Source organism: Micromonospora sp. NPDC049359, from assembly GCF_044466585.1.
GTDB lineage: Bacteria > Actinomycetota > Actinomycetes > Mycobacteriales > Micromonosporaceae > Micromonospora.
Genome location: NZ_JBITMW010000021.1, coordinates 1 through 14,563, shown reverse-complemented (window position 1 = coordinate 14,563; position 14,563 = coordinate 1). Strand labels below are relative to the sequence as shown.

Genomic DNA, 14,563 nt, shown 5'->3' with positions numbered 1-14,563 from the left:
GACGTGACCCAAGGCGTGAACCCGCTACGCGACCCGCAGGACCGCCGGTTGCCCCGGATCCCCGAGCCGTGCGCTCTGGTGATCTTCGGGGTGACCGGCGACCTGGCCCGCAAGAAGTTGCTGCCGGCGGTCTACGACCTGGCGAACCGGGGGCTGCTGCCGCCCGGTTTCGTGGTGCTCGGCTTCGCGCGCCGCGACTGGGGCGACGGTGACTTCGAGACCCTGGCCTGCGAGGCGGCCAAGAAGCACGCCCGTACGCCGTGGCGGGACGAGGTCTGGGCGCGGCTGGCCGGCAACATCAAGTTCGTGGGCGGCTCGTTCGACGACGACGCCGCCTTCGACCAGCTCGCCTCGACCTTGGACGACCTGCGCCAGACCCACGGCATCGCCGGTAACGCGGCGTTCTACTTCTCCATCCCCCCGGCCGCCTTCCCCGTCGTGCTCAAGCAGTTGGCCCGCACCGGGATGGCCGACAACGACAAGTCCGGCGGTTGGCGGCGGGTCGTGGTGGAGAAGCCGTTCGGCAACGACCTGCCGTCGGCGAAGGCGCTCAACGACCTGGTCGACGACGTGTTCACCCGGCAGGACGTCTTCCGGATCGACCACTACCTGGGCAAGGAGACCGTCCAGAACATCCTGGCCCTGCGGTTCGCCAACAACCTGTTCGAGCCGCTGTGGAACTCCAAGTACGTGGACTCGGTGCAGATCACCATGGCCGAGGACGTCGGCATCGGCACCCGGGCCGGCTTCTACGACACCGTCGGCACCGCCCGCGACGTGCTGCAGAACCACTTGCTCCAACTCCTGGCCCTGGTGGCGATGGAGGAGCCGACCAGCTTCGACGCCGACGAGATCCGGGCCGAGAAGCTGAAGGTGCTCAAGGCGATCACCCTGCCGAAGGACGTGGCCCGGGACACCGTCCGGGGCCAGTACCTGCCCGGCTGGGTGGGCGGCGAGCGCGCGGTCGGCTACCGGGAGGAGCGGGACGTGCCCGCCGACTCCACCACGGAGACGTACGTGGCGGTGCGCCTCGGCATCCAGAACCGGCGCTGGGCCGAGGTGCCGTTCTACATCCGGGCCGGCAAGCGACTCCCCCGGCGGGTCACCGAAGTCGCCATCATGTTCAAGAAGGCGCCGCACCTGCCGTTCAACGACGCCGACATGGAGTCGCTGGGCAACAACCAGTTGGTCATCCGGGTGCAGCCGGACGAGGGCGTGGTGCTCAAGTTCGGCTCGAAGGTACCGGGCACCACCATGGAGGTCCGCGACATCGCCATGGACTTCCAGTACGGCGAGGCGTTCACCGAGTCCAGCCCGGAGGCGTACGAGCGGCTCGTCCTGGACGTGCTGATCGGGGACCGCACGCTGTTCCCGGACGCCGCCGAGGTCGAGCAGAGCTGGCAGGTCATCGACCCGCTGGAGCACGCCTGGGTGGGCACCACCCCGGAGCCGTACCGGGCCGGCGAGTGGGGTCCACGGGCGGCTGACGAGATGCTGGCCCGTGAGGGCCGCGCTTGGAGAAGAGCATGATCGGGCTGTGGGACACCACCGGCAACGAGGTGGTCAAGGCGCTGGCCGCCGAGCGGCGTAGCGCCGGTGGTGTGGCCAGCGGCATGGCGCTCACCCTCATCGTGGTGGTGGACGAGAAGCGCGTGCGCGAGGCGGAGGCGGCGGCGACCATCGCCGCCGCCGCCCACCCGTGCCGGCTGGTGGTCGTGGTCCGCTCCGACATCGAGCGGGACCGGAACCGGCTGGACGCGGAGATCGTGGTCGGCGGTCGTCTCGGCCCGTGCGAGGCCGTGGTCACTCGGATGTACGGGCGGCTCGCCCTGCACGCCGAGTCGGTGGTCATGCCGCTGCTGGTGCCGGACGTACCGGTGGTGACCTGGTGGCACGGTGAGCCGCCCGCGGAGATCGCCACCGACTTCCTCGGTGTGGTCGCGGACCGGCGGATCACCGACTCCGCGCAGGCCGCCGACCCGGTGGAGGCGCTGCGCCAGCGGGCCCGGGACTACGCCCCGGGCGACACCGACCTGGCGTGGACCCGGATCACCCCGTGGCGGACCCTGGTCGCCGGGGCGTTCGACACCACCAGCGAGCAGGTCACCGAGGCGACCGTCGTCGCGCCACCCAGCGACCCGACGGCGGCCCTGATGGTCGGTTGGCTGTCCAGCCGGCTCGGCATCACCCCGCGCCGGGTGGACACCGACGAGTTCCCCCGAATGCGCGAGGTGCAGTTGACCTGCGCCAACGGCGACAAGCTGACGCTGACCCGCGAGGACAGCCTGGCGGTGTTCCGGCGGACCGGTCAGGAGGATCGGGCGCTGCCGCTGGTCCGTCGGCCGCTCGGCGACGAGCTGGCCGAGGAGCTGCGCCGCCTCGACGCCGACCAGGTGTACGCGGAGGCGTTGGGCGCGACCGCCGGCCTGCGCGGTCTGGAGCAGCGCCCGCCGCAGCGGGTGCACGTCTGGAAGGATCCGGCCACGGCCCAGCGCGCCGAGGCCGGGGTCACCGCGCACACCGGCACGAGCGGCGAGAGCTGAGCAGTACGACACCGGCAGGGCCGGGACGCACCGTCCCGGCCCCGCACCGCCACCTCCGGACGCTCGGCGTCCGGGCACGACGCGACAGCGACCGCCCAGCGGTCCGGAAACGAAGGCACAACCCATGAGTGAGGCGAGTGTCGCCGTCCACGCCGACGCCGATCTGCTGGCGCAGGCCGTGGCGGCCCGACTGCTGGTGAAGGTGCTCGACGCCCAGGCCGACCGGGGCGAGGCCGCGGTGGTCCTCACCGGTGGTCGGGTCGCCGCCGCCGTCTACCGGGCGGTGGCGCAGCTGCCGGCCCGCGACGCGGTCGACTGGTCCCGGGTCGACGTGTGGTGGGGCGACGAGCGGTTCCTGCCGTCCGGTGACCCGGAGCGCAACGAGACCCAGGCGCGGGCCGCCCTGCTGGACTCGGTGCCGCTGGACCCGGCCCGGGTGCACGCCATGCCGGCCTCCGACGGCCCGGCCGGCAACGACCCCGAGGCGGCCGCCGCCGCGTACGCCGAGGAGCTGGCCCGCGCCGCCCGGCCGGGGCACGCCGCGCTGCCGCACTTCGACGTGCTGATGCTCGGTGTGGGCGAGGACGGGCACGTCGCCTCGGTCTTCCCGGAGCACCCGGTGCACCACGACACGCGGCCGGTCAGCGCGGTGCGGGGCAGCCCGAAGCCGCCGCCGGTGCGGACCACCCTCACCCTGGGGGCGATCAACACCGCCGAGGAGGTCTGGCTGGTGGCCGCCGGCGCCGACAAGGCACGCGCGGTGGGCATGGCTCTGGCCGGCGCGGGGCCGGTGCAGCTCCCGGCCGCCGGGGTGCACGGCGTGGACCGTACCCGCTGGTTGCTGGACCGCGCGGCCGCCGCGGACGTGCCGGCCCGCCTGCGCAGCCTGCGCTGAGTGAAAGGAAGGGCCCCTTATTACCGCCTGGCGTTGAATAAGGGGCCCTTCCTTTCACTCGCCGCGTCGGCGGCGCAGCGCGGCGAGGGCCTCGGCCAGCAACGCCTCCCCCTCCTCGGCGGTACGCCGCTCCTTCACGTACGCCAGGTGGCTCTTGTAGGGCTCGGCGCGGACCCGTCCGGGCGGGTTCTCGGCGTCCAGGCCGGCGGGGAGCCCGCAGCGGGGGCAGTCCCACAGCGGCGGCGCCGTGGCGTCGGCCGCGATCCTGATGTCGGTCTGGTGATCGTTGCGGCACCAGTAGGTGACGGCCTGTCGGGGGGCCGGCTGGTGCCGCTCGTCCGGGCGCATGGGCGCGGACCCGACGCGGGCGCCACGGATGACATTGCCACTGGGCACGGCTGCTCGCTCCTGTCGTCGGAGGGGACCCGCCGCCGTCGGGGATGGGCGGCGGGCGACGCGGTGCAGCGGAGAAAATACTGCGCGCGGCCCGTCGAGTGACGGACCGCGCGCAGATTGTACGACTTGGCGGGCTTGCTCAGGTGCCGCTGTTCATCTGGAGACGGAGCCAGAGACCCAGCCCGACGATTGCCGCGAACCAGACGACACCCACCAGAACGGTGTACCGATCCAGGTTCTTCTCGGCCACCGAGGAGCCGGCGAGGCTGGAGCTGACACCGCCGCCGAACATGCTCGACAACCCGCCGCCCTTACCGCGGTGCAGCAGGATGAGCAGGGTGAGCAGAATGCTCGTGATGACCAGCAACACGATCAACGTGTATGCGAACCAGATCGGCATGGCTGGGGGCAGTCCTCTCGTAGCGATCCTCGCCCGGACAGGTCGGGCACTCCGGCACCGGCCGGTGGACGGGCGGTGTCCAGAATAGCGAGCGATCAGCGAGCGATGTGCTCGGGGAAGCGGCAGATCTGCGCGAATTCCTCCGCGTCCAGGCTCGCGCCGCCCACCAGGCCGCCGTCCACGTCCGGCTGGGCCATGATCGAGGCGACGTTTGACGCCTTGACCGAGCCGCCGTAGAGGACCCGGACGGCGTCAGCGGTCTCGGCGTCGAAGCGCTCTGCCAGCCGCTGGCGGACCGCGCCGCAGACCTCCTGGGCGTCCTCCGGCGTGGCCGTCTTGCCGGTGCCGATCGCCCAGACCGGCTCGTACGCGATGACGACCTGGCGTACCTGCTCGGGCGTGAGCCCGGCGAGGCCCCCGTCGAGCTGGTCGGAGCAGTGCGCCACGTGGGTGCCCTGCTCGCGCACGTCCAGCCCCTCCCCCACGCAGAGGATGGGGGTCAGGCCGTGCGTGAGCGCCGCCTTCACCTTCGCGTTGACGACCGAGTCGTCCTCGTGGTGGTAGGCCCGCCGCTCGGAGTGCCCGACCACCACGTACGTGCAGCCGAGCTTGGCCAGCAGCGGCCCGGAGATGTCACCGGTGTACGCGCCGGAGGCGTGCGGGGACAGGTCCTGCCCGCCGTAGCCGATCAGCAGCTTGTCGCCGTCCACCGCCGTCTGCACGGTACGCAGGTCAGTGAACGGCGGCAGCACCACCGTCTCGACCTCGGTGAGCTGCTTCTCGGTGAGGCTCGCGGCCAGCTTCTGCACGAGCAGGTTGGCTTCGAGGTGGTTGAGGTTCATCTTCCAGTTGCCGGCCATCAACGGCCGGCGGGTCGTGCTCGCCATGCTCAGTTCTCCAGGGCCGCGATGCCGGGGAGGGTCTTGCCCTCCAGGTACTCCAGGGAGGCGCCGCCACCGGTGGAGATGTGACCGAAGCTCGACTCGTCCAGGCCCAACGCCCGCACGGCCGCCGCGCTGTCACCGCCGCCGACGACGCTGAACGCGTCGGCCTTGGTGATCGCCTCGGCGATACCCCGGGTGCCGGCCGCGAAGGCGGCCATCTCGAACACGCCCATCGGCCCGTTCCAGAAGATCGTCTTCGCCTGGGACAGGGCGGCGGCGAAGCCGGCGACCGTCTCCGGGCCGATGTCCAGGCCGAGCCGGTGGCTCGGGATGCCGTCGACGCGGACCGTGTCGTGCGCGGCATCCGGCGCGAACGCGTCCGCGACCACCACGTCGACCGGGAGCAGGATCTTGCCGTCGGCCCGCTCCAGCAGGTTGCGGCAGGTCTCGACCATGTCCTTCTCCAGCAGCGACGTGCCCACCTCCAGGCCCTGGGCCTTGAGGAAGGTGAAGCACATCCCGCCGCCGATGAGCAGCCGGTCGACCGTCGGCAGCAGCGCCTCGATCACGGCCAGCTTGTCGGAGACCTTGGACCCGCCGAGCACCACCACGTACGGCCGCTCGGGCTCGCTGGTCAGCTTGGAGAGCACCTCGACCTCGCGCAGCACCAGCCGGCCGGCCACGTGCGGCAGCCGCGCCGGCACGTCGTACACGCTGGCGTGCTTGCGGTGCACGGCGCCGAACGCGTCGTCGACGTACGCGTCGCCGAACGCGGCGAGCTGGTCGGCGAACGCGCCCCGCTCGGCCTCGTCCTTGCTGGTCTCACCGGCGTTGAAGCGCAGGTTCTCCAGCAGGGCGACCTGGCCGTCGGCCAGGTCGGCGACGGTCGAGCGGGCGGAGTCACCGACGGTGTCGGTGGCGAAGTGCACCGGCGCGCCGAGCAGCTCACCGAGCCGGTCGGCGACCGGGCTCAGGCTGAACTGCGGGTCGGGCGCGCCCTTCGGCCGGCCCAGGTGCGAGCAGACGACCACCTTCGCGCCGGCCTCGACCAGCGCGCCCAGGGTCGGCAGCACCGCGCGGATGCGGCCGTCGTCGGTGATGGCACCGGACTGCTTGTCGAGCGGGACGTTCAGGTCGGCGCGCACCAGCACGCGCCGACCCGACACCCCCTCGGCGAGCAGGTCGTCGAGGGTCCGGATGCTCACAGCGACGAACCGACCAGCTTGACGAGGTCGACGAGGCGGTTCGAGTAGCCCCACTCGTTGTCGTACCAGCCGACGACCTTGACCTGGTTGCCGATGACCTTGGTCAGCGGCGCGTCGAAGATGCACGACGCCGGGTCGGTGACGATGTCGGAGGAGACGATCGGGTCCTCGTTGTAAACCAGGATGCCCTTGAGCGGGCCCTCCGCGGCGGCCTTCAGCGCGGCGTTGACCTCGTCCACGGTGGTCTCCCGGCCGACCTCGACGGTCAGGTCGGTGGCCGAGCCGGTCGGGATCGGCACCCGCAGCGCGTACCCGTCGAGCTTGCCCTTCAGCTCCGGCAGCACCAGGCCGATGGCCTTCGCGGCGCCGGTGGAGGTCGGGACGATGTTCAGCGCGGCGGCGCGCGCCCGGCGCAGGTCCTTGTGCGGCGCGTCCTGCAGGTTCTGGTCCTGGGTGTACGCGTGGATCGTCGTCATCAGACCCTTGGTGATGCCGAACGTGTCCTGCAGGACCTTCGCCATCGGGGCGAGGCAGTTCGTCGTGCACGAGGCGTTGGAGATGATGGTGTGCTTCGCCGGGTCGTAGGTGTCGTGGTTGACACCCATGACCACGGTGACGTCCTCGTTCTTCGCCGGGGCGGAGATGATGACCTTCTTGGCGCCGCCGTCGATGTGCGCCTTGGCCTTGGTGCCGTCGGTGAAGAAGCCCGTCGACTCGATGACGACGTCGGCGCCGACCTCGCCCCACGCCAGCGCCGCCGGGTCCTTCTCGGCGAACGCCTTGATGGTCTTGCCACCGACGGTGATCTCGTCGGCGGTGGCCTTCACCTCGTACGGCAGGCGACCCAGGATGCTGTCGTACTTGAGCAGGTGGGCGAGCGTGCCGTTGTCGGTCAGGTCGTTGACCGCCACGACCTCGATGTCGGCGTCGGACGCCAGCACTGCCCGGAAGAAGTTACGGCCGATTCGGCCAAAGCCGTTGATGCCAACCCGGATGGTCACAGGTCCCATCTCCTCGCGTTCTGGTCCGCCGGCTTGACTCAACGGGCCGGCGGGAATGGTGTGCGCCGACCGTTGGAGCCGGCCGTCGACGGTTCATCTCGGCCACCCCGCCGCGCGGTCTGAGGACCTGACCGCCCGAGGCGGTGGGCACGACGAGAGGTGCCGATGTCGGCCCCCTTGCCGTACTCAGCGACCCTATCCGAGCGTGCGGGAGCACGCCGCGCCGGGGCGTGCTCCCGGCGCACCGTACGGGCCCACCGTCCTATCAGACCACGAGCATGTCGGGTGTGACGGCTGCTTCCGTATCCGGGATGCCGAGGTCCCGGGCCCGCTTGTCGGCCAGCGCCAGCAGGCGGCGGATCCGCCCGGCGATGGCGTCCTTGGTCAGCGGCGGGTCGGCCAGCGCCCCCAGCTCCTCCAGCGACGCCTGCCGGTGCTCCAGGCGCAGCCTCCCCGCGTCGGTGAGGTGGTTGGGGGCCTCGTCGGCCAGGATCTCCAGGGCGCGGGTGACCCGGGCGGCGGCGGCCACCGCGGCGCGCGCCGAGCGGCGCAGGTTCGCGTCGTCGAAGTTGGCCAGCCGGTTGGCGGTGGCCCGCACCTCCCGGCGTACCCGACGTTCCTCCCAGGCCAGCACGCTGGAGTGCGCGCCGATGCGGGTGAGCAGCGCGGCGATCGCGTCGCCGTCCTTGACGACGACCCGGTCCACCCCGCGTACCTCACGGTTCTTGGCCGTGATGCCGATCCGGCGGGCCGCGCCGACCAGCGCGAGCGCCGACTCCGGCCCCGGGCAGGTGATCTCCAACGCGCTGGAGCGGCCGGGCTCGGTGAGCGAGCCGTGCGCCATGAACGCGCCCCGCCACGCCGAGACCGCGCAGCAGACGTTCGCCGCCACCACGTGCGGGGGCAGCCCCCGCACCGGCCGGCCGCGCACGTCCAGCAGGCCGGTCTGCCGCGCGAGCGCCTCGCCGTCCTTGACCACCCGGACGATGAAGTGGCTGCCCTTGCGCAGCCCGCCGGAGGCGAGCACGTGGATCTCGCTCGGGTAGCCGTAGACCTCGGCGATTTCCCGGCGCAGCCGACGCGCCACCGCGCCGGTGTCCAGCTCCGCCTCCACCACCACCCGGCCGGAGACGATGTGCAGCCCTCCGGCGAAGCGCAGCAGCGCGGCCATCTCCGCCCGCCGACAGCAGGGCTTGGGCACGTCGACCCGACTCAGCTCGTCCTTGACCGCAGCCGTCATCGCCATTGTGCGTCCCCTCACGGACCTGTTCCGGCGTGTCGCCGGTGATTACGTACGTGTCTAACGATCGGCGCCCAGGACAGGCACCAGCGCGGCGCCCAGGGCAGCCGGATCATGGCGGGGAGTGCCGTCGGTGACGGCGACGGGGGCTAGGACCAGGCGGGCACCCAGCGATTCTGCCGCACGTTCGACCGGTTCCGGGTCACCCACCGCCTTGGCGTCCGCCAGCACGAGATCAACCTTCAGCTCCGGCAGGTACCAGTGCAGCGCCGCCAGATGATCGGCGACCGAGAGGCCGAGGGTCTCCTTCTCCGCGGCCAGGTTCAGCGTGACCAGGCGTCGGGCCGAGCTGGACACGATCGCGTCGGCCAACTGCGGCACCAGCAGGTGCGGCAGCACGCTCGTGTACCAGCTACCCGGCCCGAAGATCAACCAGTCCGCCGCGCCGATCGCGGCCAGGGCCTCGGCGCAGGCCGCCGGGGCGGCCGGCGTCAGGCGCAGCGACTCGACCCGCCCGGTCGTGACCGCCACCTGGTGCTGACCGCGCACGGTCCGCACCTCGTCCGGGGCGTCCGGGTCGACCCCGCGCACCCGCGCCTCGATGTCGACCGGCTGGCGCGACATCGGCAGCACCCGCCCGACCGCGCCGAGCATCGCCCCGGCGTGCTCCAGCGCCGCCACCGGGTCGCCGAGCAGCTCCATGAGGCCGCTGAGCACCAGGTTGCCCACCGCGTGCCCGGCCAGGCCGTCCGCGCGGGCCCCGTCACCCGCCGCCGGGTCCGCGTCTGTCGGCTTTCGGGCAACCGGGTCCGCGTCCGTCCGCAGCGCGTCGCCGGCTGCCGGGGTCGCGTGCGCTCGGGCAACCGGGTCCGCGCCCACGCCGGGCGCGTCGCGCGCCGCCGGGGCCGCGTCGGTCCCGGCATGCTGGGGTACGCGGACAGCCTGCGCCGCCGCGAAGCGGTGCTGGAAGAGCCCGGCGCTGCGTCGGGTGGCCGGATGGTCGCCGGCCAGCGCGACCAGGGCCTGCCGCAGGTCACCCGGGGGCAGGCCACCCCGTTCGGCGCGCAGCCGGCCACTGGAACCGCCGTCGTCGCCGACCGTCACCACGGCGGTGATGTCCAGGTCGAGTTCGGGGGCGCAGTGCCGCAGCGCGCGCAGCGACGCCGACAGGCCGTGCCCGCCGCCGAACGCCACCACCCGGCGCGTCGTCATTCCCGCCCCAGGTCGCGGTGCTGGGCGTTCGCCGCCAGCCCCGACTGACGCAGCCGGCCGGCCAGCTCCTCGGCGATGGCCACGCTGCGGTGCTTGCCGCCGGTGCAGCCCACGGCCACGGTCAGGTACCGCTTGCCCTCCCGCTCGAACCCCGTGGTGGTGGCGTTGACCAGGTCGGCGTACGAGGCCACGAAGGCGTCCGCGCCCTCCTGCCCCAGCACGTACGCGCTGACCGCCTCCTCCCGGCCGGTGTGCTCGCGCAGCTCCGGCACCCAGTACGGGTTGGGCAGAAACCGGGCGTCCAGCACGAAGTCGGCGTCCGGCGGCAGGCCGTACTTGAAGCCGAACGAGAGCACGGTCACCCGCAGCCGCCGGGCGTCCTCGCCGCCGAACAGCTCCTCGATGCGCCGGCGGAGCTGGTTGACGTTCAGGTGGCTGGTGTCGATGATCACGTCGGCCTGGTCGCGGGCCTCCTCCAGCAGCCCGCGCTCGACGGCGATACCGTCGGCGAGCCGCCCGTCACCCTGCAACGGGTGCGAGCGCCGGACACTCTCGAACCGACGGATCAGCACCTCGTCGTCGGCGTCGACGAACACCACCCGGGGCGAGAAGCCGCGCTCCTTCAGCTCCCGGATCGCCCCCGCCAGGTCGGTGGAGAAGGCGCGCGAGCGCACGTCCAGGACCATCGCCGTACGCCGGGCGGCGCCGCCGGCCTTGAACGCCAGCTCGGCCATGTCGAGCATGAGCGCCTGCGGCAGGTTGTCCACGACGTAGTAGCCGACGTTCTCCAACGCGCGGGCGACGGTGCTGCGACCGCCACCGGACAGCCCGGTGACCACCACCAGGGTGGTCTCCGACTCGGCCGTCGGCTGCCCGTCACCGACAGTGTGCGCCTCGCTCACCCGTACCCCCAAGACGTGGCGCCGCGGCCGCCATCGGCCGCGATTGGTCAATCAGCGACTCTATCCCGCCGGTCGGGGTGGGCACGGGCACGCCCGCCGCCGCGCGCCGCGGGCGGGCCGGGGGCGTGGTAGCGCCGCCCTCCGGCGACGGAACGTTCAGCCGCGCGGATCGCGTCGCAGGCCGGTCACGAACGACGACCAGGCGTCCCGGCCGAAGACGAGCGCCGGGCCGCCCGGGTCCTTGGAGTCCCGCACCGCCAGCCCCTCGGGGAGTACGGCCACCTCGACGCAGTTCGAGCCGCTTGCACTGCTTCGGCTGCTCTTACACCACGTGGCCGTGGGAGTGTCCGGAGCCGTCATCGGTCAAACCCCTTGCGTCCCGGTCAGTAGTCACCCGCCACCCGTGCCAGGAAGCCAGCCGACTCGTCAGGGTCGAGCGCCTTGGCCATGAGGTGATCGAACATGAGTCTATATCGGGCGACGTGCCTCTCCTCTTCGAGCAGGAGCGTGCTGGAGTCGTTGTCGAGATAGACGACGGTGGGGTCCAGGCTCGGATCGGCATAGTCGAGCAGGGTGAACGGGCCGCCCATTCCCGCGTGCGCGCCGGCGGCGAACGGCAAGATCTGGATCTCGACAGTAGGCAGCTCACATGCCTCGATCAGGCGGGCGAGCTGCGCTCGCATCACGTCCCTGCCACCCACGACGCGACGGACAGCCGCCTCATCAAGCACCATCCACAGCTTCGGCGGCACGTCGCGCGAGAGCATGGCCTTGCGGGCGAGTCGGGCTGCCACCCGCCGGTCGGTCTCGTCCTGGTCGGCGGTGCTGCGACCCGCTCTGACGATGGCGCGGACGTACTGCTCCGTCTGCAACAGGCCGGGAACGTACAGACACTCGAACGCGCTGATCGACGTCGCCTCCGCCTCGAAGCCGACGAAGTCGTCCGGCAGCACGTCGCCGTACGCGCTCCACCACCCCTTCTGCCGGGACTGCCGCAGCAGCGCGTTCAGCGACTCCCGCTCGCCCTCGGATGCGTCGTAGAGGTCGAGCAGCGGGGGCAGGTCCTTGGGCATCACCCGCGAGTGTCCGAGTTCGAAGCGGATGACCTTCGTCCGGTGCCAGCCCAGGATCTTGGCGACCTCCTCGGCGGTGTGCCCGGTGCGGTCCCGCAGGCGGCGCAACTCGCGCCGCAGCCGGCGGGCTCTGATCGTCGGACTGGGCACCTGTGCCATCGCCGCCGTCACCTCCACTGTGAGTGATCGATTCTTACCCAAGAGCGACGACACCTCAAGCATCTGTTTCCAAAGAATGGCGACGTTGCATTTTTGCCTCGCCTGGTCCAGGCTCTTGACGAGGATCCGCTACGGAGAGGCAGGGCATCGTGACGGACAATCGATCGTCTCGTTGGGATGGTGAGTCCCGGCGGCCCCGTGACGGCCAGGACGACCTGACCGACCTGCTCGACCGGGCCGACGTGTCCGAGCGGGTCCGGGCCGCCATCGAATTCGCGTTGGCAACGCCGGAGACACTGTCGTCGTACCTCATCGCTCTGGGTCCGACGGAGCGCGAGCGGCCGGCGGCCCGGCGCTGGACGCTGCACCTGTCCTACCTGGCGACGGACCTGACGGAGGCCCGCGACCAGGCCGTCGTCTACACGGAGGGGGTGACCGCCCTGCGCCCCGAGGTGGCCGCCGGGGCCGCGCTGCTGTCCCGGGCCGACGCCTGGCACCACGTCGAGCCGGTGTTCTGCGGCCGGAGCGGCCCCGACAACGAAGTCTGCATGGACGTCAACGGACACCCCGGCTTCCACAGCGCGGCCGGCATCGGTGGGCTCTGCTGGGGCGACGGAGACGGCACGTCGGCGCAGTGACCGTCGCGGCGCGGCGGACGCGCCGGCCGCCGTGCGGGCGATGCTGTCGGGGAGGGCTCGTAGACTCCCCGGATGGCTTCCCCGACCGAGCTGCGGACCGACGACGCGCTGGCGGCGCTGCGCCGGGTGTTCGGCTACGACGCCTTCCGCGGCTTCCAGCAGCAGGTCATCGACCATGTCGTCGCCGGCGGCGACGCGCTGGTGCTGATGCCCACCGGTGGCGGCAAATCGCTGTGCTACCAGATCCCGGCCCTGGTCCGCGACGGCGTCGCGGTCGTCGTGTCGCCGCTGATCGCGCTCATGCAGGACCAGGTGGACGCGCTCACCGCGGTCGGCGTACGCGCCGGCTTCCTCAACTCGACGCAGACCCTCGACGCCCGCCGCCGGGTCGAGGCGGCCTTCGTGGCCGGCGAGCTGGACCTGCTCTACCTGGCGCCGGAGGCGCTCGGCGTCCGGTCCACCCTCGCCCTGCTCGACCGGGGGCGCATCTCCCTGTTCGCGATCGACGAGGCGCACTGCGTGTCGCAGTGGGGGCACGACTTCCGGCCCGACTACCTGGCCCTGTCGATGCTGCACGAGCGGTGGCCGCAGGTCCCCCGCATCGCGTTGACCGCCACCGCGACGAGCGCCACCCGCCGCGAGATCGCCAGCAGGCTGGGCCTCGACGACGCGCGACACTTCGTGGCCAGCTTCGACCGGCCCAACATCCAGTACCGGATCGTGCCCAAGCGGGAGCCCCGCAAGCAACTGCTCGCCCTGCTGCGCGACGAGCATCCCGGTGACGCGGGCATCGTCTACTGCCTGTCCCGCGCCTCGGTCGACAAGACCGCCGAGTTCCTGACCGCCAACGGCATCGCCGCGCTGCCCTACCACGCCGGCCTCGACGCGGCGACCCGCGCCGCCAACCAGCACCGCTTCCTGCGCGAGGACGGCCTGGTCATGGTGGCCACCATCGCCTTCGGCATGGGCATCGACAAGCCCGACGTCCGCTTCGTGGCCCACCTCGACCTGCCCAAGTCGGTCGAGGGCTACTACCAGGAGACCGGCCGCGCCGGCCGCGACGGGCTGCCGTCCACCGCCTGGCTGGCGTACGGCCTGCAGGACGTGGTGCAGCAGCGCAAGCTGATCGAGACGTCCGACGGCGACCTGGCCCATCGCCGCAACCTCGCCGCGCACCTCGACGCGATGCTCGCGCTCTGCGAGACGGTCCGGTGCCGCCGGGTGCAGCTACTCGAATACTTCGGCGAGAGCGAAACCTCGGCCTGCGGCAACTGCGACACCTGCCTCAACCCACCGGAGTCCTGGGACGGCACGGTCGCCGCCCAGAAGCTGCTGTCCACCGTGTTCCGCCTCGACCGCGAACGCAACCAGCGGTTCGGCGCCGGGCACTGCGTCGACATCCTGCTCGGCAAGCAGACCGACAAGATCAGCCAGTACGGTCACGACGCGCTGACCGTCTTCGGTATCGGCACGGAGTTGAGCGAGGCCGAGTGGCGGGGCGTGGTCCGGCAGCTCCTCGCCGAAGGGCTGCTCGCCGTCGAGGGCGACTACGGCACGCTCGCGCTGACCGAGGCGAGCGCCGACGTGCTGGGCCGTCGTCGTACCGTCACCATGCGCCGCGAACCGGAGAAGCCGGCGTCGAGCCGCTCGTCGAAGCCGCGCGGCTCGTCCACCGTCGCGGCCGAGCTGACCCCGGCCGCCGCGTCCGTCTTCGAACGGCTGCGCGCCTGGCGGGCGGCCACCGCCAAGGAGCAGGGCGTGCCGGCGTACGTCATCTTCCACGACGCGACGCTGCGCCAGATCGCGAGCGACGAGCCCACCTCGCTGGCCGAACTGTCCCGCGTCAACGGCGTCGGCGAGAACAAACTCGCCAAGTACGGCGAGCAGATCCTGGCCGTCCTCGCTGGCGAGTGACCTTATGCCGAAAGGGCCGGACCCCGTGGGGTCCGGCCCTTTGCGGTGTGGTTGTCAGCTGGTGGCGTAGCCGCGGGTGGCGATCCAGTCGGCGAGGTGTT

Annotated in this window: 15 protein-coding genes; 5 read left to right on the top strand and 10 right to left on the bottom strand. The window is 72.0% G+C overall.

All coding sequences use genetic code 11. From position 1 onward, the window contains the following. Positions 1-15: 15 nt before the first annotated feature. The 3 genes from zwf to pgl all read left to right on the top strand — a co-directional run bounded on the left by zwf (position 16) and on the right by pgl (position 3,438). Positions 16-1,530, top strand: a complete 1,515-nt coding sequence (gene zwf, locus ACIBTX_RS31990) for a glucose-6-phosphate dehydrogenase (protein WP_357134368.1) — start codon at positions 16-18, stop codon at positions 1,528-1,530. Then, positions 1,527-2,543, top strand: coding sequence for a glucose-6-phosphate dehydrogenase assembly protein OpcA (locus ACIBTX_RS31985; RefSeq protein WP_357134286.1), 1,017 nt, complete (start codon positions 1,527-1,529; stop codon positions 2,541-2,543). Before zwf ends, ACIBTX_RS31985 begins: the two co-directional genes overlap by 4 nt. A 124-nt stretch (positions 2,544-2,667) precedes the next feature. Then, the gene (gene pgl / locus ACIBTX_RS31980; RefSeq protein WP_357134284.1) at positions 2,668-3,438 is read left to right on the top strand and encodes a 6-phosphogluconolactonase; all 771 of its coding nucleotides are present in this window, start codon (positions 2,668-2,670) and stop codon (positions 3,436-3,438) included. A 54-nt stretch (positions 3,439-3,492) separates the two neighbouring features. Here the strand turns inward: pgl and ACIBTX_RS31975 are convergent, their stop codons facing one another. From ACIBTX_RS31975 to ACIBTX_RS31930, 10 genes are all read right to left on the bottom strand, one after another. Then, positions 3,493-3,834: an RNA polymerase-binding protein RbpA gene (locus ACIBTX_RS31975; RefSeq protein WP_357134282.1), complete on the bottom strand. Its 342-nt coding sequence runs from the start codon at positions 3,832-3,834 to the stop codon at positions 3,493-3,495. Positions 3,835-3,973: 139 nt separating this feature from the next. Next, positions 3,974-4,234, bottom strand: a complete 261-nt coding sequence (secG, locus tag ACIBTX_RS31970) for a preprotein translocase subunit SecG (RefSeq protein WP_357134280.1) — start codon at positions 4,232-4,234, stop codon at positions 3,974-3,976. Positions 4,235-4,329: 95 nt separating this feature from the next. After that, a complete protein-coding gene (gene tpiA, locus ACIBTX_RS31965) occupies positions 4,330-5,121 on the bottom strand; it encodes a triose-phosphate isomerase (RefSeq protein WP_357134278.1) in 792 nt (263 codons plus the stop codon). 2 nt (positions 5,122-5,123) lie between these two features. After that, entirely contained in the window at positions 5,124-6,323 is a 1,200-nt protein-coding gene (locus ACIBTX_RS31960) for a phosphoglycerate kinase (protein WP_357397932.1), read from the bottom strand. Beyond that, the gene (gene gap / locus ACIBTX_RS31955) at positions 6,320-7,324 is read right to left on the bottom strand and encodes a type I glyceraldehyde-3-phosphate dehydrogenase (protein WP_357134274.1); all 1,005 of its coding nucleotides are present in this window, start codon (positions 7,322-7,324) and stop codon (positions 6,320-6,322) included. The genes ACIBTX_RS31960 and gap overlap by 4 nt, the downstream gene beginning before the upstream one ends. Positions 7,325-7,589: 265 nt before the next feature. After that, on the bottom strand, positions 7,590-8,570 hold the full coding sequence (gene whiA / locus ACIBTX_RS31950; RefSeq protein WP_030337350.1) for a DNA-binding protein WhiA: 981 nt from the start codon (positions 8,568-8,570) through the stop codon (positions 7,590-7,592). A 54-nt stretch (positions 8,571-8,624) separates the two neighbouring features. Continuing rightward, the gene (locus ACIBTX_RS31945; RefSeq protein WP_357134272.1) at positions 8,625-9,776 is read right to left on the bottom strand and encodes a 2-phospho-L-lactate transferase CofD family protein; all 1,152 of its coding nucleotides are present in this window, start codon (positions 9,774-9,776) and stop codon (positions 8,625-8,627) included. Continuing rightward, on the bottom strand, positions 9,773-10,678 hold the full coding sequence (gene rapZ, locus ACIBTX_RS31940; RefSeq protein ID WP_357170844.1) for an RNase adapter RapZ: 906 nt from the start codon (positions 10,676-10,678) through the stop codon (positions 9,773-9,775). The genes ACIBTX_RS31945 and rapZ overlap by 4 nt, the downstream gene beginning before the upstream one ends. Before the next feature lie 156 nt (positions 10,679-10,834). Then, positions 10,835-11,038 carry a DUF397 domain-containing protein gene (locus tag ACIBTX_RS31935; RefSeq protein WP_357134270.1) on the bottom strand — a complete coding sequence of 68 codons (204 nt, stop codon included), beginning with the start codon at positions 11,036-11,038 and terminating at the stop codon, positions 10,835-10,837. A 23-nt stretch (positions 11,039-11,061) separates the two neighbouring features. Further along, a complete protein-coding gene (locus ACIBTX_RS31930; protein WP_357170842.1) occupies positions 11,062-11,910 on the bottom strand; it encodes a DUF5753 domain-containing protein in 849 nt (282 codons plus the stop codon). Positions 11,911-12,059: 149 nt separating this feature from the next. Here ACIBTX_RS31930 and ACIBTX_RS31925 point away from each other — a divergent pair, with 149 nt between their 5' ends. Both ACIBTX_RS31925 and recQ read left to right on the top strand, forming a co-directional pair. Then, positions 12,060-12,548 (top strand): hypothetical protein, encoded by a 489-nt coding sequence (locus ACIBTX_RS31925; RefSeq protein ID WP_396833386.1) that lies wholly within the window; start codon positions 12,060-12,062, stop codon positions 12,546-12,548. A 72-nt stretch (positions 12,549-12,620) separates the two neighbouring features. Further along, positions 12,621-14,462 (top strand): DNA helicase RecQ, encoded by a 1,842-nt coding sequence (recQ, locus tag ACIBTX_RS31920; protein WP_357170838.1) that lies wholly within the window; start codon positions 12,621-12,623, stop codon positions 14,460-14,462. Positions 14,463-14,563: the final 101 nt, after the last annotated feature.

Bases quoted from the DNA above. Each gene is read 5' to 3' on its own strand.
- ACIBTX_RS31985 (WP_357134286.1), top strand. From the start codon at position 1,527: ATGATCGGGCTGTGGGACACCACCGGCAACGAGGTGGTCAAGGCGCTG.
- pgl (WP_357134284.1), top strand. From the start codon at position 2,668: ATGAGTGAGGCGAGTGTCGCCGTCCACGCCGACGCCGATCTGCTGGCG.
- secG (WP_357134280.1), bottom strand. From the start codon at position 4,234: ATGCCGATCTGGTTCGCATACACGTTGATCGTGTTGCTGGTCATCACG.
- tpiA (WP_357134278.1), bottom strand. From the start codon at position 5,121: ATGGCGAGCACGACCCGCCGGCCGTTGATGGCCGGCAACTGGAAGATG.
- whiA (WP_030337350.1), bottom strand. From the start codon at position 8,570: ATGGCGATGACGGCTGCGGTCAAGGACGAGCTGAGTCGGGTCGACGTG.
- ACIBTX_RS31945 (WP_357134272.1), bottom strand. From the start codon at position 9,776: ATGACGACGCGCCGGGTGGTGGCGTTCGGCGGCGGGCACGGCCTGTCG.
- ACIBTX_RS31935 (WP_357134270.1), bottom strand. From the start codon at position 11,038: ATGACGGCTCCGGACACTCCCACGGCCACGTGGTGTAAGAGCAGCCGA.
- ACIBTX_RS31930 (WP_357170842.1), bottom strand. From the start codon at position 11,910: ATGGCACAGGTGCCCAGTCCGACGATCAGAGCCCGCCGGCTGCGGCGC.
- recQ (WP_357170838.1), top strand. From the start codon at position 12,621: ATGGCTTCCCCGACCGAGCTGCGGACCGACGACGCGCTGGCGGCGCTG.